The 21,123-nt window shown below is 70.5% G+C and carries 16 protein-coding genes; 10 read left to right on the top strand and 6 right to left on the bottom strand.

All coding sequences use genetic code 11. From position 1 onward, the window contains the following. Positions 1 to 189: 189 nt before the first annotated feature. The 9 genes from ngcE (at position 190) to OG393_RS06005 (ending at position 12,532) form a co-directional block, all read left to right on the top strand. Complete coding sequence (ngcE, locus tag OG393_RS06045) at positions 190 to 1,635, top strand: N-acetylglucosamine/diacetylchitobiose ABC transporter substrate-binding protein (protein WP_327373578.1); 1,446 nt, start codon at positions 190 to 192, stop codon at positions 1,633 to 1,635. A gap of 115 nt (positions 1,636 to 1,750) precedes the next feature. After that, positions 1,751 to 2,680 carry a carbohydrate ABC transporter permease gene (locus OG393_RS06040; RefSeq protein ID WP_327373577.1) on the top strand — a complete coding sequence of 310 codons (930 nt, stop codon included), beginning with the start codon at positions 1,751 to 1,753 and terminating at the stop codon, positions 2,678 to 2,680. After that, complete coding sequence (locus tag OG393_RS06035) at positions 2,681 to 3,625, top strand: carbohydrate ABC transporter permease (protein WP_327373576.1); 945 nt, start codon at positions 2,681 to 2,683, stop codon at positions 3,623 to 3,625. A gap of 281 nt (positions 3,626 to 3,906) precedes the next feature. Then, positions 3,907 to 5,118 carry an ROK family transcriptional regulator gene (locus OG393_RS06030; RefSeq protein WP_327373575.1) on the top strand — a complete coding sequence of 404 codons (1,212 nt, stop codon included), beginning with the start codon at positions 3,907 to 3,909 and terminating at the stop codon, positions 5,116 to 5,118. A 120-nt stretch (positions 5,119 to 5,238) separates the two neighbouring features. After that, positions 5,239 to 6,339: a sugar ABC transporter substrate-binding protein gene (locus OG393_RS06025; protein ID WP_442817266.1), complete on the top strand. Its 1,101-nt coding sequence runs from the start codon at positions 5,239 to 5,241 to the stop codon at positions 6,337 to 6,339. A gap of 191 nt (positions 6,340 to 6,530) precedes the next feature. Next, positions 6,531 to 7,337 carry an ATP-binding cassette domain-containing protein gene (locus tag OG393_RS06020; RefSeq protein ID WP_327373574.1) on the top strand — a complete coding sequence of 269 codons (807 nt, stop codon included), beginning with the start codon at positions 6,531 to 6,533 and terminating at the stop codon, positions 7,335 to 7,337. Continuing rightward, positions 7,334 to 8,674: a sugar ABC transporter permease gene (locus OG393_RS06015; RefSeq protein ID WP_442817265.1), complete on the top strand. Its 1,341-nt coding sequence runs from the start codon at positions 7,334 to 7,336 to the stop codon at positions 8,672 to 8,674. Before OG393_RS06020 ends, OG393_RS06015 begins: the two co-directional genes overlap by 4 nt. Positions 8,675 to 8,937: 263 nt before the next feature. Continuing rightward, positions 8,938 to 10,869, top strand: a complete 1,932-nt coding sequence (dxs, locus tag OG393_RS06010; protein ID WP_327378324.1) for a 1-deoxy-D-xylulose-5-phosphate synthase — start codon at positions 8,938 to 8,940, stop codon at positions 10,867 to 10,869. Between the two features lie 151 nt (positions 10,870 to 11,020). Beyond that, positions 11,021 to 12,532, top strand: coding sequence for an amino acid permease (locus OG393_RS06005; RefSeq protein WP_327373573.1), 1,512 nt, complete (start codon positions 11,021 to 11,023; stop codon positions 12,530 to 12,532). 91 nt (positions 12,533 to 12,623) lie between these two features. Here OG393_RS06005 and OG393_RS06000 read toward each other — a convergent pair whose 3' ends face one another. Then, entirely contained in the window at positions 12,624 to 13,019 is a 396-nt protein-coding gene (locus OG393_RS06000) for an NTP pyrophosphohydrolase (RefSeq protein WP_327373572.1), read from the bottom strand. Between the two features lie 112 nt (positions 13,020 to 13,131). On the opposite strand from OG393_RS06000, the gene OG393_RS05995 reads away from it, so the two are divergent. Next, a complete protein-coding gene (locus OG393_RS05995; RefSeq protein WP_327373571.1) occupies positions 13,132 to 14,310 on the top strand; it encodes a hypothetical protein in 1,179 nt (392 codons plus the stop codon). Positions 14,311 to 14,533: 223 nt separating this feature from the next. Here the strand turns inward: OG393_RS05995 and OG393_RS05990 are convergent, their stop codons facing one another. The 5 genes from OG393_RS05990 to OG393_RS05970 all read right to left on the bottom strand — a co-directional run bounded on the left by OG393_RS05990 (position 14,534) and on the right by OG393_RS05970 (position 21,005). After that, on the bottom strand, positions 14,534 to 16,669 hold the full coding sequence (locus OG393_RS05990; protein ID WP_327373570.1) for a 3-hydroxyacyl-CoA dehydrogenase NAD-binding domain-containing protein: 2,136 nt from the start codon (positions 16,667 to 16,669) through the stop codon (positions 14,534 to 14,536). Next, positions 16,666 to 17,892, bottom strand: a complete 1,227-nt coding sequence (locus OG393_RS05985) for a thiolase family protein (RefSeq protein WP_327373569.1) — start codon at positions 17,890 to 17,892, stop codon at positions 16,666 to 16,668. The genes OG393_RS05990 and OG393_RS05985 overlap by 4 nt, the downstream gene beginning before the upstream one ends. 123 nt (positions 17,893 to 18,015) lie before the next feature. Continuing rightward, the gene (locus OG393_RS05980; protein ID WP_327373568.1) at positions 18,016 to 18,762 is read right to left on the bottom strand and encodes a ferritin-like domain-containing protein; all 747 of its coding nucleotides are present in this window, start codon (positions 18,760 to 18,762) and stop codon (positions 18,016 to 18,018) included. Between the two features lie 161 nt (positions 18,763 to 18,923). Further along, on the bottom strand, positions 18,924 to 20,207 hold the full coding sequence (locus OG393_RS05975) for a ribonuclease D (RefSeq protein WP_327373567.1): 1,284 nt from the start codon (positions 20,205 to 20,207) through the stop codon (positions 18,924 to 18,926). 135 nt (positions 20,208 to 20,342) lie between these two features. Further along, positions 20,343 to 21,005 (bottom strand): response regulator transcription factor, encoded by a 663-nt coding sequence (locus OG393_RS05970; protein WP_327373566.1) that lies wholly within the window; start codon positions 21,003 to 21,005, stop codon positions 20,343 to 20,345. Positions 21,006 to 21,123 lie beyond the last annotated feature (118 nt).

Genomic DNA, 21,123 nt, shown 5'->3' with positions numbered 1-21,123 from the left:
CCGGTCGGTGACGCCGACGGCCGGGTGAGGTACGCACGACGACTGCACGACGCCGCACGCGCGGCACTTCGCGAGACGACTGCACGACCCAAGCTGCATCGGCATGCGGTGGCGGGGCCCTTCGCCTGAGGCGAGAGTACGGGCGACCGGTACACCGCCTGAGTCCTGAATGAAAGCGAGGACTTGAGCATGGGATCCACCTCCGCGCACAACAACGTGGGCCTCGGCCGCCGCGATCTGATCAAGCGCTCCGCCGCGCTCGGCCTGATCTCGGTACCCACCATGAGCTTCCTGTCGGCCTGCGCGAGCAGTGACGGCGGGAGCAACGACAAGGTCGAGAAGGGGACCAAGTCCGACAAGAACCCACTCGGCGTGAACGAGTCGGCGCCGCTGGACTTCGTCCTCTTCGACGGCGGCTTCGGCCAGGACTACGCCAAGGACGCGGTGAAGGTCTACGAGGCCAACTACCCCAAGGCGAAAGTCAAGTTCGCGGCCACCCAGAAGATCACCACGGAGCTGCAGCCGCGCTTCAACGGCGGCAACCCGCCGGACCTGATCGACAACTCCGGTGCCGAGCAGATGGACATGGGTGTCCTCGTCGGCCAGAAGCAGCTGGCCGATCTCACCCCGCTGCTGGACGCCGCCTCCATCGACGACCCGAGCAAGAAGGTCCGCGACACCCTCCGTCCGGGCATCGTGGAGATGGGCCAGTTCGACGGCGACCCGGTCTGGATCATGTACTACGCGTACACCGTCTACGGCGTCTGGTACTCGCAGAAGCTGCTCGACTCGCTCGACGCGAAGTACCCCGAGACCTGGGACGAGATGCTGGCCGTCTGCGAGAAGGCCAAGAAGAAGGGCATCGCGGGCTGGACCTACGCGGGCAAGCACCCGTACTACATCCCCTTCTCGCTCTACCCGATGATCGCCAAGGTCGGTGGCCGCGAGGTCCTGGACGCGATCGACAACCTGGAGCCGAAGGCCTGGGAGCACCCCGCGGTCAAGGCGTGTTTCGAGGCATACTACGAGCTCCAGCGGAAGGGCTACATCCTCCAGGGCACCCCGGGTCTCGACCACATCCAGTCGCAGACCGCCTGGACCGAGGGCAAGGCCCTCTTCATCCCGAACGGTTCCTGGGTGGAGAACGAGGCGGCGAAGACCATGCCGGCGGACTTCGACCTCGCGGTGTCGGGACCGACCGGCATCGACTCCTCCGACAAGATGCCCTTCGGCACCATCTGGGCCTCCGGCGGCGAGCCCTTCATCGTGCCCGCGAAGGCGAAGAACGTCGAGGGCGGCATGGAGCAGCTGCGCATCATGCTGAGCGAGGCATCCTCGAAGAACTTCACCCAGTCCGTGAAGTCGCTGACCGCGTTCAACGGCGGCACCGACGGCATCGACCTGACCCCGGGTCTGAAGTCCGGTGTGGCGGCCCTCGACAAGGCCGGACAGAACGTCGTCAACCCGCGTCTGCAGGACTGGTACGTGGCGCTGCAGAAGGAGAAGATCGGCGTCGCCGGCCTCGGCGAGATGATGGCCGGCCGCGCGACCCCGGCCGAGACGATCAAGAAGATCCAGAAGTACGCCGACGAGGCGGCCAAGGACTCCTCGATCAAGCACTACAAGCACCAGTGAGCTGTGCCGGGGCCCCTTCCCGCCGACCGGGAGCGGGCCCCGGCCCCTCGCGTCCGGCACACGCGCCACGCACGGCACCAGCGGCTTGACCGCGGGAGGATCGGGGTCGGTAGGAATGCAACACGGCAAGTACCGCTTCATCGTGGGGTTCCTGGCGGCCCCCCTGGCCCTGTACGTGCTGTTCGTCATATGGCCGTTCATCCAGTCCATCTACTACTCGTTCACGGACTGGAGCGGACTCAGCCCCGAGTTCCGGATGGTCGGGTTCGACAACTACAGCCGCCTGCTGGACGACGAGATCTTCTGGAAGTCGCTCCAGCACAGTCTGACGCTGGCGGTCGTGCTGCCGCTGGTCACCGTCGGCCTGGCGCTGTTCTTCGCGTTCATGCTCAACGTCGGCGGCCGGCGCCGCGGGGGAGCGGCCGTCGCCGGTGTCCGGGGCTCCGCCTTCTACAAGATCGTGTACTTCTTTCCGCAGGTCCTGTCGATCGCGATCGTCGCGCTCCTCTTCCAGTTCGCCTACAACCCGAACAGCGGCGCGATCAACTCGGTGCTCAAGGGCGTCGGTCTCGGCAGCGTCCAGCCCGACTGGCTGGGTGACCCGGACCTCGCCCTCATCTGCGTGATGATCGTCCTCGTCTGGTCCACGGTCGGCTTCTTCGTGGTCCTCTTCTCGGCGGGCATGGCATCCATCCCGAAGGACTTCTACGAGGCGGCGCTGCTCGACGGCGCGAACCGGTTCACCACCTTCTTCAAGATCACCCTGCCGCTGCTCTGGGACACCGTGCAGTCCGGCTGGATCTACATGGGCATCCTGGCGCTCGGCGCGGAGTCCTTCGCCGTCGTCCAGATCATGACGGTCGGCCCCAACGGCGGTGGACCGGACTACTCCACCATCGTCATGCCGCTGTACGTCTACCAGAAGGCCTTCCGGGACGGTCAGGCCGCCTACGCCACAACGATCGGCGTCGCGCTGCTCGTCGTCACGCTGGCCTTCGCGGCGGTCGTGATGCGGTTCGGCCGGCGCGAGCGGCTGGAGTACTAGATGAAGACCACCGACACCCCGTCCACCGGCACCGGAGACCTGCCCGGACCGCGCGAGGCCGGAGGCGCGTCGCTGCCCCGGAAGTCCGCGGCGCCCGCGCCCCGCGACAGGGGCAGGCGCGAGGGGGCGACCCTCAACGTCTTCTCCCACGGTGTGCTGATCATCTGGGCGATCATGGTGGTGATGCCGCTGCTGTGGGCGGTCATGACCTCGTTCAAGACAGACCGCGCGATCTTCACCTCACCCTGGGCGCTGCCGGACAAGCTGCACTTCGAGAACTGGTCGCGTGCCTGGACCGAGGCGCACATGAGCGACTACTTCCTGAACACCATCCTGGTGGTCGGCGGCTCGCTGATCGGCACGCTCCTCTTCGGGTCGATGGCGGCCTACGTCCTCGCCCGCTTCGACTTCCCGGGCAACCGCTTCGTCTACTTCCTGTTCATCGGCGGGATGAGCTTCCCGGTCATCCTCGCGCTGGTGCCCCTGTTCTACGTGCTGCAGAACATGGCCCTGCTCAACACCCTGCACGGCCTGATCCTGGTCTACATCGCCTACTCGCTGCCGTTCACCGTCTTCTTCCTCACGGCCTTCTTCCGGACGCTGCCGACCTCGGTGGCGGAAGCGGCCTTCGTGGACGGCGCCTCGCACACGAGGACCTTCTTCCAGATCATGCTGCCGATGGCGAAGCCGGGCCTGATCAGCGTGGGCATCTTCAACTTCCTGGGCCAGTGGAACCAGTACCTGCTGCCGACGGTGCTCAACACCGAGCCGGAGAAGAAGGTGCTCTCGCAGGGCCTGGTGCAGCTCGCGGTGAGCCAGGGCTACAAGGGCGACTGGTCAGGGCTCTTCGCCGGCCTGGTGATGGCGATGCTGCCGGTGCTCGCCGCGTACATCGTCTTCCAGCGCCAGGTGGTGGCCGGACTCACGGCCGGCGCGGTGAAGTAGCCGGCGCGCGCCGCCGAGGGCGCGCTCCGAGACGTTCACGCCCCTACGGGCACACGGGCCGAGGCCCCCGCGGACATCCCGCCGGGGCCCCGGCCCGTCCCTCGTCGTGACCCGAACGATGCGGCTCATCCGAGCCTTGCCTCGCTCAAGGTCTTGACGGGGAACACCCCGAAAGGCTCCCCTTAGAGTTCACAAGTTGGAGAAGGAGCCGGGGTTCTCTTGACGCGCCCCGGCCGGGGCGGTGCGCGCGCCGCCCACCACAGGCGGGAGTGGATGAGTCGATGCAGACTCCGGGGTCGCAGACGTCTCTGCACAGGGCCAATCTCGAGCGGGTCGTCCGTGCGGTACGCATGGCCGGGTCGCTCACCCAGGCGGAGATCGCCCGTGCCACGGGCCTGTCCGCGGCCACGGTCTCCAACATCGTGCGGGAGCTGAAGGACGGCGGAACGGTCGAGGTCACACCGACCTCCGCCGGCGGGCGGCGGGCCCGCAGCGTCTCGCTGTCCGGCGACGCGGGCGTGGTCGTCGGCGTCGACTTCGGCCACACCCACCTGCGGGTCGCGATCGGCAACCTCGCCCATCAGGTCCTCGCCGAGGAGTCCGAACCGCTGGACGTCGACGCGTCCTCCGCCGAAGGCTTCGACCGGGCGGAGGTGCTGGTCAAACGCCTCCTCGAGGCCACCGGCATCGGTCACGGCAAGGTGATCGGCGTCGGGCTCGGCGTACCCGGACCGATCGACGTCTCCTCCGGCACGCTCGGCTCCACGTCGATCCTGCCGGGCTGGACCGGCATCAACCCCGCCGACGAACTCTCCGGCCGTCTCGGCGTGCCCGTGTACGTCGACAACGACGCCAACCTCGGCGCGCTGGGCGAGCTGGTCTGGGGCAGCGGGCGCGGGGTCAAGGACCTCGCGTACATCAAGGTGGCCAGCGGTGTCGGCGCCGGCCTCGTCATCGACGGACGCGTCTACCGGGGGCCCGGTGGCACGGCGGGGGAGATCGGGCACATCACCCTGGACGAGTCCGGTCCGGTCTGCCGCTGCGGCAACCGCGGCTGCCTGGAGACCTTCACGGCGGCCCGCTACGTCCTGCCGCTGCTCCAGCCCGGCCACGGGCCCGATCTCACCATGGAGCGGGTCGTGCAGCTGGCGCGGGAGGGGGACCCCGGCTGCCGCCGGGTGGTGGCGGACGTGGGCCGTCACATCGGCAGCGGCGTCGCCAACCTCTGCAACCTGCTGAATCCCAGCCGTGTGGTGCTCGGCGGAGACCTGGCGGAGGCCGGTGAGCTGGTCCTCGCGCCGATCCGCGACTCCGTCTCGCGCTACGCCATCCCCAGCGCCGCCCGTCAGCTGTCGCTGGCCCCGGGCGCTCTGGGTGGCCGCGCCGAGGTACTCGGCGCGCTGGCGCTCGTACTGAGCGAGATGGGCGATTCGACCCTGTTGGAGAGTGCCCTGCCGGGTTCCGCGCCCGCCTCCAAGCCTGCCTTCACTTAGATAACGAAAGGCACCGTTGTCATCTCGTTAAGAATTTACTTCTTGACGTTGATGGTGCGGCCGAGTTGACTTCGTGCCACCTCGGCCGCACGTCGCGGCCTCGTCAGGGAGGCAACTCACATGAACGCAATGACGCGTCGCATCGTCATAGGTACGGCCGCGGTCTCGATGGCTCTCTCCGTCGCCGCTTGCGGCAAGGCGGGCGACAGCGACTCGGGCAACGGCGGCGGTGGTGACAGCAAGACCATCGGTCTGCTGCTTCCGGAGAACAAGACCACGCGCTACGAGACCTTCGACCGCCCGATCATCGAGGCGAAGATCAAGGCCCTGTGCTCGGACTGCGAGGTCAAGTACAACAACGCCGCGCAGGACACCGAGACGCAGAAGAAGCAGTTCGACGCGCTCGTCACGCAGGGTGTGAAGGTCATCATCCTGGACTCGGTCGACTACAAGGCCACCAAGTCCTGGGTGCAGCAGGCGGAGAAGGACGGCGTGAAGGTCGTCGCGTACGACCGCCTGGCCGAGGGCCCGATCTCCGCCTACGTCTCGTACGACAACGAGAAGATCGGCCGCCTCCAGGGCGAGGGCCTGGTCGCCGCGCTCGGCGACAAGGCGAAGGAAGCCAACGTCGTCATGATCAACGGCTCGCCGACCGACCCGAACGCCCCGCTGTTCAAGAAGGGCGCCCACAGCGTCCTGGACTCCGGCGTCAAGAAGGTCGTCTACGAGCAGGACATCCCGGACTGGTCCCCGGACGAGGCCAACAAGAAGATGGGTGCCGCCATCGACTCCCTGGGCAAGGGCGGCTTCCAGGGCGTCTACTCCGCCAACGACGGCATGGCCGGCGGCATCATCACGGCCCTCTCCAAGCAGGGCATCAAGGTTCCGGTCGGCGGCCAGGACGCGGAGCTCGCCGGTCTCCAGCGCATCCTGACGGGTGACCAGTCCTTCACGATCTACAAGCAGATCAAGCCGGAGGCCGAGACCACCGCCGAGATCGCCGTCAAGCTCCTCAAGGGCGAGAAGATCGACGACCTGGTCCCGACCAAGGTCACCAGCCTGACCGGTGAGTTCAGCGACATCCCGGCGAAGCTGTACGACGCGCAGGTCGTCACCAAGGACAACATCGCGTCCACGATCATCGCCGACGGCGTCTACAAGGCCGCCGACATCTGCACCGCCGAGTACAAGGCGGCCTGCGAGGCGGCGGGCATCAAGTAGCACCCGCCGCCGGCCGGGCCGTCCGGCCCCGCGCGTCCCCCGTGCACGCGCCCCCGGACGGCCCGCCGGAACCGGTCCGGCGCCTCCCGCCCCGTTCAACGCCCCGCAAGCGGGGGCGGGGCGCCGGACTCCTCTCGCACCCCGAGTGCTCCCCCTGCACCACCATCCCCGCCGGTCAGGCGGCGAAGGAGATGATTCACGTGTCCGCTACGCCCGTGCTGGCGTTGCGCGGGGTCTCCAAGCGATTCGGCGCCGTCCAGGTGCTCACCGATGTCGAACTGGAGATCCACGCCGGAGAGGTCGTCGCCCTGGTCGGCGACAACGGCGCCGGCAAGTCGACCCTCGTCAAGACGATCTCGGGTGTCCACCCGATCGACGAGGGCACCATCGAGTGGGACGGCCGCCCCGTCCAGATCACCAGGCCGCACGACTCCCAGAACCTCGGCGTCGCGACCGTCTACCAGGACCTGGCGCTCTGCGACAACCTCGACGTCGTCGCCAACCTCTTCCTCGGCAGCGAGCTGCGCTCCGTGTCCGTCCTCGACGAGATCGCGATGGAGAAGCGCGCCAAGGAGCTGCTGGACACCCTGTCCATCCGCATCCCGAGCGTCCGTATCCCCGTCGCCGCCCTCTCCGGCGGTCAGCGCCAGGTCGTGGCCATCGCCCGCGCCCTGATCGGCGACCCCAAGATCGTCATCCTGGACGAGCCGACCGCCGCCCTCGGCGTCGAGCAGACCGCACAGGTGCTCGACCTGGTGGAGCGGCTGCGTGAGCGCGGCCACGGCGTCATCCTCATCAGCCACAACATGGCCGACGTCCGGGCCGTCGCGGACAAGGTCGCGGTGCTGCGGCTGGGCCACAACAACGGCGTCTTCGACGTCAAGGACACCACCCACGAGACGATCATCGCCGCCATCACCGGTGCCACGGACAACGCCGTGACCCGTCGGCAGGCCCGTACGGCCTCGGCAGCGGCCACGAAGGAGGACGCGAAGTGAGCGACCTCGCCAAGACCCCCGAGACCCCCGACAGCACCGCCGCGGCGTCCGCCGGTACCGTGACCGCCGAGGCCGCGCCCGAGCCGGCCCCCGAGGCCGCCGCCCCGATCCCCGCCGTCGACCCGCGCCTGCTGGTCCGCGAGGAGGGCCTCAAGGGCTACTGGACCGAGTTCTCCCGCAAGATCCGCGGTGGCGAAATCGGCTCGCTGCCCGTCGTCCTGGGCCTGATCGTCATCGCGATCGTCTTCCAGGTGCAGAACGGCAACTTCCTCTCCGCGAGCTCGGTCTCGAACATCGCGGTGTACTCCTCCGGCCTGGGCATCATGGCCGTCGGCATCGTCTTCGTCCTCATCCTGGGCGAGATCGACCTCTCCGTGGGCTCGGTCGCGGGCGTGGGCGCGGCCGTCTGGGCCGTCCTCAACGTCACCAACGGCATGAGCGACCTGCTCTCGGTCGTCCTCGCGGTGGTCGCCGGTCTCGCCATCGGCCTGCTGCACGGCTTCTTCTTCGCCAAGATCGGCGTCCCCGCCTTCGTGGTGACCCTGGCCGGCTTCCTCGGCTGGAGCGGCCTGCAGATCTGGCTGATGGGCAAGGAGGGCTCGATCAACGCCCCCTCCGGCTCCATCGTGGAGAACCTCACGGCGTTCTACTTCGAGGACAAGGCCGTCGCCTACGGCCTGGCCCTCGTCGCGGTCCTCGCCTACGCCGGCTCGCTGCTGCGCGACGCCAAGCGCCGCAAGGACGCGCACCTGCCCGCCCGCCCCACCAGCGAGATCGTGCTCCGCACGGCCGTCGTCGCGGTCCTCTGCTTCGTCATCGCCTACGTGCTGAACGAGCCCCAGGGCGCCCGGGGCCTGCCGCTCGCGCTGGTCCTCTTCCTCGCCGTGCTCGTGATCGCCGACTTCGTCGCCCGGCGGACCCTCTTCGGCCGCCAGGTCTTCGCTGTCGGCGGAAACGCCGAGGCCGCCCGCCGTGCCGGCATCAACGTGGACCGCATCCGGATCATCGTCTTCGGCCTGTCCGGCATGCTCGCCGCCTTCGGCGGCCTGTTCGTGGCGAGCCTCTCCGGCGGCGCCACCAAGAGCCTGGGCAGCGGCAACACGCTGATGCTGGTCATCGCCGCCGCCGTCATCGGCGGCACCAGCCTCTTCGGAGGCCGGGGCAAGGTCTGGTCCGCGCTCCTCGGCATGATCGTCATCCAGTCGATCCAGCAGGGCCTGAACATGATCGGCATGGCCAACGAGATCCAGTACATGATCACCGGCGCGGTGCTCCTCGCCGCCGTCGTGATCGACTCGGTCTCCCGCCGCACGCAGAAGACCGCGGGCCGCGCGTGACACGGGGCCCCGGGGCCCTCGCGTAACGAACCCCACAGTGCCCGGCGCCGCAGAACCGGCGCCGGGCACCGCCGCGTCCTGATCCGTGTACCGCACCGTAGGCTCTGCGGCGTGTCAGCCATTCGGGTGACGCTCACCCCGCCGCCCGCTGACCAAGGCCGGGAGCGGAACATTAGACTCGACAAAATCGGCAAGCTCGACAGTTCGAAACGCAAGGAGGCCCGGTGACACAGCCGCGCGCAGCGCGACCGCCAAGGGTGGTGGTGGGCGACGGGTGGGATCTGCTGACCCGCATCAGGGGACCGCGTGATCTGGACCGGCTCTCCCCGGAACAGCTGGAACAGCTGGCCGAAGAGATCCGGACCTTCCTCGTCGACGCCGTCTCCAAGACCGGCGGCCACCTCGGCCCCAATCTCGGTGTGGTCGAGCTGACCATCGCCCTGCACCGCGTCTTCGACTCCCCGAAGGACAAGGTCCTCTTCGACACCGGCCACCAGAGCTACGTCCACAAGCTGCTCACCGGCCGCCAGGACTTCTCGAAGCTCAAGATGAAGGGCGGCCTGTCCGGCTACCCCTCGCAGGCCGAGTCCGAGCACGACGTCATCGAGAACTCGCACGCCTCGACCGTCCTCGGCTGGGCCGACGGCCTGGCCAAGGCCAACGAGGTCCTGCGGAAGGACGACCACGTCGTCGCGGTCATCGGCGACGGCGCGCTGACCGGAGGCATGGCCTGGGAGGCGCTGAACAACATCGCCGCCGCCAAGGACCGCCCGCTGGTCATCGTCGTCAACGACAACGAGCGCTCCTACGCCCCCACCATCGGCGGCCTCGCCAACCACCTGGCCACCCTGCGCACCACCGACGGCTACGAACGCTTCCTCGCCCGCGGCAAGGACATCCTGGAGCGCACCCCCGTCGTCGGGAAGCCGCTCTACGAGACCCTGCACGGCGCCAAGAAGGGCCTGAAGGACTTCATCGCGCCGCAGGGCATGTTCGAGGACCTGGGCCTGAAGTACGTCGGTCCGATCGACGGCCACGACATCGAGGCGCTGGAGTCCGCGCTGACGCGCGCCAAGCGCTTCGGCGGCCCGGTGATCGTGCACTGCCTCACCGAGAAGGGCCGCGGCTACCAGCCCGCCCTCGCCGACGAGGCCGACCGCTTCCACGCCGTCGGCAAGATCCACCCCGACACCGGCCTGCCGATCGCCTCCTCCGGCGCCGACTGGACCGGTGTCTTCGCCCAGGAGATGGTCGAGCTCGGCAAGGAACGCGAGGACATCGTCGCGATCACCGCGGCCATGCTCCAGCCGGTCGGCCTGGACCGGTTCGCCAAGGCATTCCCCGAGCGTGTGTACGACGTCGGCATCGCCGAGCAGCACGCGGCCGTCTCGGCGGCGGGCCTGGCCACCGGCGGACTCCATCCGGTCTTCGCCGTCTACGCGACTTTCCTCAACCGCGCCTTCGACCAGGTCCTGATGGACGTGGCCCTGCACAAGTGCGGCGTCACCTTCGTCCTGGACCGTGCCGGGGTCACCGGGACCGACGGCGCCTCCCACAACGGCATGTGGGACATGTCGATCCTCCAGGTCGTCCCCGGCCTGCGGCTCGCCGCCCCACGCGACGCCGACCAGGTCCGCGCCCAGCTGCGCGAGGCCGTCGAGGTCACCGACGCCCCGACCGTCGTGCGCTTCTCCAAGGGTGCCGTCGGCCCCGCCGTACCGGCGCTGCGCCGGATCGGCGGCATGGACGTCCTGCGCGAGCCGGGTACGGACAGGCCCGACGTCCTCCTCGTCTCGGTCGGCGCGCTGGCGCCGATGTGCCTGGAGATCGCCGGCCTCCTCGACAAGCAGGGCATCACGACGACCGTCGTCGACCCGCGCTGGGTCAAGCCGGTCGACGAGGCCCTCGCCCCGCTCGCCGAGCGGCACCGCGTGGTGGTCACGGTCGAGGACAACAGCCGCGTCGGCGGCGTCGGCTCGGCCGTCGCGCAGGCTCTGCGCGACGCCGGTGTGGACGTGCCGCTGCGCGACTTCGGCATCCCGCCGCGTTTCCTCGACCACGCCTCCCGCAAGGAGGTCATGGCGGAGATCGGGCTGACCGCCCCGGACATCTCCCGCCAGGTCACCGGCCTGGTCGCGCGACTGGACGGCCGTTACGAGAGCAGCGGACAGGCCGTGGCACCGGTGCGCGACTGACCGTCGCCACCCAGCGTCACCATTGGGCCGGTCGGACCACTCCACGGAGTGTCCGACCGGCCCGTTCGTGTGAAACCCCGTTACGCCTCGCGTACCCTCCGCCCGCCCTCACGATCATGGGTCCTGGGACCGACGGCACGGAGGTACGACGGTGAGCACGGACCAGGAACCCAGCAGGGCGTCCGGGTGGTTCCGGACGAAGACGGTCGAGCAGTCGATCCGGGACACCGAGGAGCCCGAGCACGCTCTCAGGAAGTCCCTGTCCGCCTGGGACCTGACGGTCTTCGGTGTCGGCGTCATCATCGGCACCGGTATCTTCGTCCTCACCGGCAAGGTGGCCAAGGAGAACGCGGGACCCGCCACCGCGCTGGCCTTCGTCGCCGCCGGCATCGTCTGCGCGCTCGCGGCCCTGTGCTACGCCGAGTTCGCCTCGACGGTCCCGGTCGCCGGCTCGGCCTACACCTTCGCGTACGCCTCGATCGGCGAACTCCCGGCCTGGATCATCGGCTGGGACCTCGTCCTGGAGTTCGCGCTCGGAACGGCGGTCGTCGCGGTCGGCTGGTCCGGCTACGTGCGCTCCCTGATGGACAACGTGGGCTGGCATCTGCCTGCCGCCCTCGAAGGGCCCGACGTGCCGGGCGGCACCTTCGACCTGCTGGCCTTCCTCCTGGTCGTGGTGCTGACCGCGGTCCTGGTCCTCGGCATGAAGCTCTCCGCCCGCATCACCGCCATCGTCGTGGCCATCAAGGTCACGGTCGTGATGATCGTGATCGTCGCGGGTCTCTTCTTCATCGTCGGCGACAACTACGACCCGTTCATCCCCGACGCGGTGGCCCCGGAGGCCGGATCGGGCTGGGACGCCCCGCTGGTTCAGACGATCTTCGGCTACGAGCCGACCAACTTCGGTGTCATGGGCATCTTCACCGCCGCCTCGGTCGTCTTCTTCGCCTTCATCGGCTTCGACGTGGTCGCCACCGCCGCCGAGGAGACGAAGGTGCCGCAGCGCGACATGCCCCGCGGCATCCTCGGCTCGCTGCTCATCTGCACGGTGCTCTACGTCGCCGTGGCGCTGGTCGTGACCGGCATGCAGAACTACACCGAACTGTCGGTCAGCGCCCCCCTCGCGGACGCCTTCAAGGCCGTGGGGCACCCCTTCTACGCCGGTGTGATCAGCTTCGGCGCCGCCGTCGGCCTCACCACCGTCTGCCTCATCCTGTTGCTCGGCCAGACCCGGGTGTTCTTCGCGATGAGCCGCGACGGACTGCTGCCCCGCTTCTTCTCCATCACCCACCCGAAGTTCAGGACGCCCTACCGGCCGACGATCCTGCTCGGCGGGATCATCGCCGTCGTGGCCGGCTTCACCAGCATCAACGAACTCGCCACCCTGGTGAACATCGGCACCCTCTTCGCGTTCGTGGTCGTCGCCGCCGGCGTCATCGTCCTGCGCCGCAGCCGCCCCGACCTGCACCGGGCCTTCCGCACCCCGTGGGTGCCCGCGCTGCCGGTCATCTCCATCGCGGCGTCGTTCTGGCTGATGCTCAACCTCCCCGGCGAGACCTGGTTCCGCTTCGCCGTCTGGATGGTCCTCGGCCTGGTCGTCTACTTCCTCTACGGGCGCGAGCACAGCCGTCTCGGCAAAACGGGCCAGGACGCCCTCTACTAGGACGCGGGCTCCCGAGTCACCCGGGGGCGCCCAGCCCCCCCAGACACCCGTACAGCGTCTCCTGGGCGGGCTCCCGCGCCCCGCACGCGGCTCACCCCTCCCGCACGGCGCGCGGCCCCACGCACCGCGCGCCGTACGCGGTCACCCGCCGGCGCAGTTCCCGGTCGGCCGTGACCACCACGCACGGCCGGTCCGCCGCCTCCTCGGCCAGCTCCACGACCAGGTCGTCGCCGCTGCCCGCCGCCGCGGCGACCCGCACCTCCGGCACGTCCGCCACACCGCGCGCCCGGCCCTCGACCACCAGCACCACGTCCAGCGGCCCCGGTGCCTCCGGGATACCCCGTGCGGCGACCTGCACGAGCCGGTCCCGCAAGCGCTCGGCCGCCCCCCGCCGGTCCCGCCACCAGCCGTCCGGGACGGAACCGACGACATTGGCACCATCCACGATCAGTACCGGTCGGAGATGTTCCGACTTGTCCCCGGTCATGACCTCTGCCCTCGCGATCTTGCGATCTTGCGGCCTCCCGGCGGACGGTGGGAAGCGTCCCAGTGCTATTGTCGCGGCGATTTCAAGGTGTCAGGGAAGGTGGTCGCAGACCATGGCCGTGTGGTCCGCGCGCAGGTCGCAGAGCCGTAAGCCCGCTCCGGACGGTCGCGCCTCGGCGCCCGTCCCACTCACGGGAACCCACGCGGCGGAGCTCACCCCCTCGGTCCCGATGAAGGGCCCTGTCCCGGCCACCGGGAACTGGCTGCTGCGCGGCAAGGACGGCCGGCTCACCGCCTACGCCCCCCTCGACGGCGGAGTGCTCCGCTGGACCGAGAAGAACGTCGGCGGCCCCGAGTGGACCGGCCCCGACCTGCTGCCCGCGCCGGGACTCGTGCCCTATCTGTCGATCGTGCAGAGCCCCGAGGGCTACGTCTTCCTCACCGGGCTGCGCCGGCTGCCCGGCGGCCCGGACCAGGTCGACGTCTCGGTCGTGTACGCCGTGCAGTACCAGACGGGCCGGCCGCTGCGGGACTGGTACGCCCTCAACACCCCCTACACCTCCCAGGAGACCCGGCACCTCGCCGCCGACCTCGGCCTGCCGTCGGCGCTGGTCGACCCGGAGGGCTCCATGCACATGTTCGTCCGCAACGCCGGGCGCGGTGTCAGCGGGCGCAGTCAGGAGAAGACCGGACGTTGGAAGGGCTGGGGCGACATCAAGGGCAGCCAGGTCTCCGGCACCGTGGCCGTGACCGTGAACGACGCCGGTCTGGCCGAGGTGTCCGCCCCCTGCGCCGACCACGTCCTGCGCTGGAGCCAGAAGGAGCCGGGCTGGCGCATGCCGCGCGCCGAGGATCTCACCGGTGTCGCGGTCGCCGACGGCACCTACGCGGCGACCCGCACCGGACGCGAGTCCGTCACCCGCTTCTGGCGGGACGCCGGCACCGGTGAGGTCGCCGCCTGGCGTCCCGGCGGCCCGCCCCGCACGCTGGGCGGCGCCGAGGGCACGGGGACCATCGCCCTGCTGCGCACCCCGGTCGACGGTGTGGACTGCACCCTGCTGGCCCAGCGCGACGCCTCGGGCCGCCCGTCGCTCGCGGCCTACCCGACCGAGAGCGAGGACGCGGGCCTCGTGTGGTCGCCGACCGGCGAGGTCTGCGCCGGCGCGCCCGCGATGGCCCTCGACGGGCTCGGCCGCGTGGTCCTGGCCGCGATCGGCGAGGACGGCGCACTGCGCGTGACGCGCCAGAAGGAGGAGTCCGGCCTGGCACTGGAGGCATGGACCCGCGCCTGAGCTGAGTGCCCGTCGGATCACCTTCCGACCGGGCGAAGGCCACCCGACAGGCCCGGTGAGCGCGCAGGCCCCCGCGGGCCCGGTACGACGGCGGCCCGGAACCCCGTGGGCTTCCGGGCCGCTCGCGTGCGCGACGGATCTCCGGCGCGGACCGGGCCGCGGACGGAGGACGGCCCCGGCACCCACGCCGGGTACCGGGGCCGTCCGCTTCACGCGGACTCCGTCACGCCTGGACGGGGACGCTCGCGACGCCCGGGGCGAGGAACGGCTTGCCGTTCACCCGCTGGGAGACGCCCTCGCGGTCCAGATACGGTGTGATGCCGCCCAGGTGGAAGGGCCAGCCCGCGCCCGTGATCAGGCAGAGGTCGATGTCCTGCGCCTCGGCGACGACACCCTCCTCCAGCATCAGGCCGATCTCCTGCGCCACCGCGTCCAGGACGCGGTCGCGGACCTGCTCCTCCGTCAGGACGCTGTCGCCCTGCTTGAGGAGCGCGGCGACCTCGGGGTCCAGCTCCGGGCGGCCGGAGTCGTAGACGTAGAAGCCGCGCTTGCCGGCCTTCACCACGGCCGCGAGGTTCTCGGAGACGGTGAAGCGCTCCGGGAAGGCGCGGTTCAGGGTCTCGGAGACGTGCAGGCCGATGGCCGGACCGACCAGCTCCAGGAGGACCAGCGGGGACATCGGCAGACCGAGCGGCTCGATGGCCTTCTCGGCCGTCTCGACCGGGGTGCCCTCGTCGATGACGTTCTGGATCTCGCCCATGAACCGGGTCAGGATGCGGTTCACGACGAACGCCGGGGCGTCCTTGGTGAGGACCGCGGTCTTCTTCAGCTTCTTGGCGACACCGAAGGCGGTGGCGAGCGAGGCGTCGTCCGTCTTCTCGCCGCGCACGATCTCCAGGAGCGGGAGGATCGCGACCGGGTTGAAGAAGTGGAAGCCGACCACGCGCTCCGGGTTGCGCAGCTTGGAGGCCATCTCCGAGACGGACAGCGAGGAGGTGTTGGTGGCGAGGATCGCGTGCGCCGGGGCGACGGCCTCGACCTCCGCGAACACCTTCTGCTTGACGCTCATCTCCTCGAACACGGCCTCGATGATGAAGTCCGCGTCCGCGAAGCCCTCGGCCTTGTCCAGGACACCCGAGACCAGGCCCTTGAGACGGTTGGCCTTGTCCTGGTTGATCCGGCCCTTGCCGAGCAGCTTGTCGATCTCGGCGTGGACGTAGCCCACGCCCTTGTCGACCCGCTCCTGGTCGATGTCGGTCAGCACGACCGGCACCTCGAGGCGGCGCAGGAAGAGCAGCGCCAGCTGCGAGGCCATCAGACCGGCGCCGACGACGCCCACCTTGGTGACCGGGCGGGCCAGCGACTTGTCCGGCGCGCCCGCCGGGCGCTTGGCACGCTTCTGCACCAGGTTGAAGGCGTAGATGCCCGAGCGGAGCTCGCCGCCCATGATGAGGTCGGCCAGGGCCGTGTCCTCGGCGTCGAAGCCCTTCTGCAGGTCGCCGTCCTTGGCCGCCTCGATGATCTCCAGGGCGCGGTACGCGGCCGGGGCCGCGCCGTGCACCTTGGAGTCGGCGATGGCCCGGCCGCGCGCGACGGCCTCGTCCCAGGCCGCACCGCGGTCGATCCCGGGACGCTCGACGCTCACCGTGCCGTTGAGGACGGAGGCCGTCCAGATCAGCGACTGCTCCAGGAAGTCCGCGCCCTCGAAGAGCGCGTCGGCGATGCCGAGCTCGAAGACCTGCTTGCCCTTGAGCTGACGGTTCTGGTTCAGCGAGTTCTCGATGATGACCGAGACGGCCTTGTCGGCGCCGATCAGGTTCGGCAGGATCGCGCAGCCGCCCCAGCCGGGCACCAGACCGAGGAAGACCTCGGGCAGCGAGAAGGCCGGCAGGGCCTTCGACACGGTGCGGTAGGTGCAGTGCAGACCGACCTCGACACCGCCGCCCATGGCCGCGCCGTTGTAGTAGGCGAAGGTCGGCACCGCCAGCGACGAGAGCCGCTTGAAGACGTCGTGGCCGCCCTTGCCGATGGCGAGCGCGTCGGAGTGCCTGCCCAGCAGCTCCACGCCCTTGAGGTCGGCGCCGACCGCGAAGATGAACGGCTTGCCGGTGATGCCGACGCCGACGATCGCGCCCTCGGCGGCCTCCTTCTCCACCTGGTCGACGGCGGCGTTGAGGTTCGCCAGCGACTGGGGGCCGAAGGTGGTCGGCTTGGTGTGGTCGAAGCCGTTGTCCAGCGTGATCAGCGCGAACCGGCCCGCGCCCGCGGGAAGGTCGAAGTGCCGTACGTGGGCGCTGGTGACGACCTCGTCCGGGAACAGCGCGGCCGCACCCTTCAAAAGCTCAGCGGTGGTGCTCACTTGCTGCCTCCGGCGTCCTTGTGGTTCGGGTTCTCCCAGATGACGGTGGCGCCCATGCCGAAGCCGACGCACATCGTGGTGAGGCCGTAGCGGACCTCGGGCTGCTCCTCGAACTGACGGGCCAGCTGCGTCATCAGGCGGACGCCGGAGGAGGCCAGCGGGTGACCGTAGGCGATGGCGCCGCCGTACCGGTTGACGCGGGCGTCGTCGTCGGCGATGCCGTAGTGCTCCAGGAACGCCAGGACCTGGACCGCGAATGCCTCGTTGATCTCGAAGAGGTCGATGTCCCCGATGGACAGGCCGGCCTTGGCCAGGGCCTTCTCGGTGGCCGGGATCGGGCCGTAGCCCATGACCTCCGGCTCCACGCCGGCGAAGGCGTAGGAGACGAGGCGCATCTTGACCGGGAGGCCGTGCTCGCGGGCGAAGTCCTCGGAGGCGATGATCGAGGCGGTGGCGCCGTCGTTGAGCCCGGCCGCGTTGCCCGCGGTGACGTTGCCGTGGACGCGGAACGGCGTCTTCAGGCTCGCCAGGGACTCGAGCGTGGTGCCCGGACGCATCGGCTCGTCGGCGGTGACCAGGCCCCAGCCGGTCTCGCCGGCCTCGGCGTTGGTGCGGCGCACCGAGACCGGTACCAGGTCCTGCTGGATCTTGCCGTCGGCGTACGCCTTCGCGGCCTTCTCCTGCGAGCGCACCGCGTACTCGTCCGCGCGCTGCTTGGTGATGGTCGGGTAGCGGTCGTGCAGGTTCTCGGCGGTCATGCCCATGAACAGGGCGGACTCGTCGACGAGCTTCTCCGACACGAAGCGCGGGTTCGGGTCGACGCCCTCGCCCATCGGGTGGCGGCCCATGTGCTCGACGCCACCGGCGATCACCGCGTCGTAGGCGCCGAAGGCGATCGAGCCGGCGACCGATGTGACGGCGGTCAGGGCGCCGGCGCACATGCGGTCGATGGAGTAGCCGGGGACGGACTGCGGCAGACCGGCGAGGATGCCCGCGGTCCGGCCGAGCGTCAGTCCCTGGTCGCCGATCTGTGTGGTCGCGGCGATGGCGACCTCGTCGATCTTCGCCGGGTCGAGGCCGGGGTTGCGGCGCAGCAGCTCCCGGATGGCCTTCACGACGAGATCGTCGGCGCGGGTCTCGTGGTAGATGCCCTTCGGGCCCGCCTTGCCGAACGGGGTGCGGACGCCGTCGACGAAGACGACGTCCCTGACGGTACGAGGCACGATGGCTCTCCTCCAGGGTGCGGGATGGCACTGCTGCCGCACGCGACTAAGCGCGCGCTTGCTTCCCCCATGCTACTTGTGGGTAACCAGACTGCCCAGTCCCTGGGGCCCAAGCGGCGAAGGTCACACCCGCGTGTCGCGCGCGGCGGGTCCCGGAAGCGCCGGCGCACGGCCGTCCACGACCGCCGCGAGCGGCGCCGAGATCCGCAGCACGTCGCGGACGAAGGCCGCCCGGCCGGTACCCAGGGCCCGCAGCGCCGGGCCGTGGTCGTGCGCCACGACCAGGGCCGCCGCCGTCAGCAGGCCGCGCCACAGGGCGGACACCGCGCGCCGTCCGGGGGCGGGGAGTCCGGCGAAGCCCTCGCGCAGCCGTCGGCAGTGGAACGGCACGTGCCGCTCCTCGTCGCCCAGGATCCGCCCCGCGACCTCGGAGACCAGGGGGTCGGCGCACCCGTCGCGCAGGGCCCGGTAATACCGCAGCGCGACCACCTCGGCCACCATCAGCACCAGCAGCTCGGTCCGGAGCCCCAGCAGCCGGCGGAGCCGGACGAAGGCGGTGTCACTCCAGTGGCCGGGGAGCGTCCCGGCACCACCCGCCTCGAGTAGAAGTCCCAGCATCCGCGCGTGGTTCTGCTCCTCGGCGACGAACAGTGCCACCGCCTCGGCGTAGCCGGCGTCACCCGAGGTCCGGGCCTTGGCCCTCAGCTCGGCGCCGTCCCCGTCCTCGCCGACCTGGAAGCGCTGGACGCTGCGTATCAGGGCGGGCGTCAGCCGCGCGCCGCGCGTCCAGTCGGGATCGCCGAGCGTCGCCCGGTGTTCCCGCGCGGAGACGAAGTCCGCGATCCAGTCGTCGTATCCCTTGTCGGTCATGCCGAGGACCCTAGGAGGGTTTGAGCGCGTTCAAAAGGAATCCGTCCGGGTGGTGACACAACCGGGACACGACACGGGACACGACAGGGGGAGCCCCGACGTACGCCGGGGCTCCCCCTGTCGTGTCCCGATGCCGGCCCGGGGGCCGCGAGAGCGGTGGGTCAGGCGGTCGTGGCCAGGGCCGCCACCAGCAGCGGGGTCACCAGGCCGACCTGCCAGGCGCGGGCGCCGTGGCCCGCCAGGGCGGCCGAGACCGCGTCCGGGGTGGCGGGCGCCGGGGGCTCCCAGCAGACCCGGCGCACCGTGTCCGGGGTGATCAGGTTCTCCTGGGGGAGGTTCAGCTCCTCGGCGAGGGCCGAGATGGCCGTCCGGGCAGCCGAGAGCCGGGCCGCGGCGGCGGGGTCCTTGTCCGCCCAGGCGCGCGGCGGGGGCGGACCGGCGACCGACTGGCCGGGCTGCGGCAGCTCGTTGTCCGGGAGCGCGCGGGCGCGGTCCACGGCGGCCTGCCACTGCTCCAGTTGGCGGCGGCCCATGCGGTGGCCGAACCCCGGCAGCGCGGTCAGCGCGGCCAGGTTCAGCGGTACCGCCAGTGCCGCCTCCACGATGGCCGCGTCGCTGAGCACCTTGCCGGGCGAGACGTCCCGCCGCTGGGCGACCCGGTCGCGCGCCGTCCACAGCTCCCGCACCACGGCCATCTGGCGACGGCGCCGCACCTTGTGCATCCCGGACGTCCGCCGCCAGGGGTCCTTGCGCGGCGGCGCCGGCGGGGCGGACGCGATCGCGTCGAACTCCTGGTGGGCCCACTCCAGCTTGCCCTGCCGGTCGAGCTCCTTCTCCAGCGCGTCCCGCAGGTCGACGAGGAGCTCGACGTCCAGCGCGGCGTACCGGAGCCAGGGCTCAGGGAGTGGACGGGTGGACCAGTCCACGGCGGAGTGGCCCTTCTCCAGGGCGTAGCCGAGCACGGACTCGACCATCGCCCCGAGCCCGACCCGGGGGAAACCGGCGAGCCGGCCGGCCAGCTCGGTGTCGAACAGCCGTGTCGGCGCCATGCCTATGTCCCGCAGGCAGGGCAGGTCCTGGGTCGCGGCGTGCAGGATCCACTCCGTGCCCGCGAGTGCCCGGTCCAGGCCCGAGAGGTCGGGGCAGCCCACCGGGTCGACGAGCGCGGTGCCCGCGCCCTCGCGGCGGAGCTGGACGAGGTACGCGCGCTGGCCGTAGCGGTAGCCGGAGGCGCGCTCGGCGTCCACGGCGACCGGGCCGCGGCCGGCGGCGAAGGCGGCGATCACCTCGGCGAGGGCCTCGTCGGTCGCGACGACGGGCGGAATGCCCTCGCGGGGCTCCAGCAACGGGATCGGCAGCCCATTCGCAGGGACGTCGTCGTCCGGGGGAGCGCCCCCGGTGGTTCGCAGTGCGGTGTCGGCTGCGGTCTCTTGGGCGTCGGTCACGTGTCAAGGGTATCCGTGAACGGCAAGCGCCTGCCGACGGAACGTTCCGTCGGCAGGCGCCGATCTTTCGTCAGGCGTGCGAGCCGCCGCTTTCGTCCCCGTGGGGACCCGGGACGAGGCCGCTGGGAGGGGCGCTCAGTGGATGATCCCGGTGCGCAGGGCCACCGCGACCATGCCGGCCCGGTCACCGGTGCCCAGCTTGCGGGCGATCCGGGCGAGGTGGCTCTTCACGGTCAGCGCGGACAGGCCCATCGAGACGCCGATGGCCTTGTTCGACTGACCCTCGGCCACCAGTCGGAGCACCTCCACCTCGCGGCCGGAGAGCTCGCGGTAGCCCCCCGGGTGGCTCGGGGCACCCGGGGGGCGGCGGTGACCGAGGCGGGCGGCCGAGGCTCCGATGGGGGCGGCGCCGGGGCGGGTGGGATGCCCGATGTTGGTGCGCGTACCGGTGACGACATAGCCCTTGACGCCGCCCGCGAGGGCGTTGCGTACGGCGCCGATGTCGTCGGCCGCGGAGAGGGCCAGGCCGTTCGGCCAGCCCGCGGCGCGGGTCTCGGACAGCAGGGTGAGACCGCTGCCGTCGGGGAGGTGGACGTCGGCGACACAGATGTCGCGGGGGCTGCCGACGCGAGGGCGAGCCTCGGCGATGGACGACGCCTCGATGACGTCGCGTACGCCGAGAGCCCACAGGTGGCGGGTGACGGTGGAGCGGACACGCGGGTCGGCCACGACGACCATCGCGGTCGGCTTGTTCGGGCGGTAGGCCAGACTTGCGGGCTGCTCGAGGAGAACGGACACACGGCCTCCTGGGGAGATGCGGGACGGAGCCGGCTCGGGGAAGAAGCCGGGGGCGAACCCGTGCGGTGAAGGGGTCACTGACCTCTTCGGCAACTCGGGCGCCCGCCTTTAGGGAAAG

The organism is Streptomyces sp. NBC_01216 (assembly GCF_035994945.1).
In the GTDB taxonomy this organism is placed as follows: Bacteria; Actinomycetota; Actinomycetes; order Streptomycetales; family Streptomycetaceae; genus Streptomyces.
This window is presented reverse-complemented; position numbering and strand designations above follow the sequence as displayed.

Coding starts and splice junctions, on each gene's coding strand:
- ngcE (WP_327373578.1), top strand. CDS start 190: ATGGGATCCACCTCCGCGCACAACAACGTGGGCCTCGGCCGCCGCGAT.
- OG393_RS06040 (WP_327373577.1), top strand. CDS start 1,751: ATGCAACACGGCAAGTACCGCTTCATCGTGGGGTTCCTGGCGGCCCCC.
- OG393_RS06035 (WP_327373576.1), top strand. CDS start 2,681: ATGAAGACCACCGACACCCCGTCCACCGGCACCGGAGACCTGCCCGGA.
- OG393_RS06030 (WP_327373575.1), top strand. CDS start 3,907: ATGCAGACTCCGGGGTCGCAGACGTCTCTGCACAGGGCCAATCTCGAG.
- OG393_RS06025 (WP_442817266.1), top strand. CDS start 5,239: ATGAACGCAATGACGCGTCGCATCGTCATAGGTACGGCCGCGGTCTCG.
- OG393_RS06020 (WP_327373574.1), top strand. CDS start 6,531: ATGATTCACGTGTCCGCTACGCCCGTGCTGGCGTTGCGCGGGGTCTCC.
- OG393_RS06000 (WP_327373572.1), bottom strand. CDS start 13,019: ATGACCGGGGACAAGTCGGAACATCTCCGACCGGTACTGATCGTGGAT.
- OG393_RS05995 (WP_327373571.1), top strand. CDS start 13,132: ATGGCCGTGTGGTCCGCGCGCAGGTCGCAGAGCCGTAAGCCCGCTCCG.
- OG393_RS05980 (WP_327373568.1), bottom strand. CDS start 18,762: ATGACCGACAAGGGATACGACGACTGGATCGCGGACTTCGTCTCCGCG.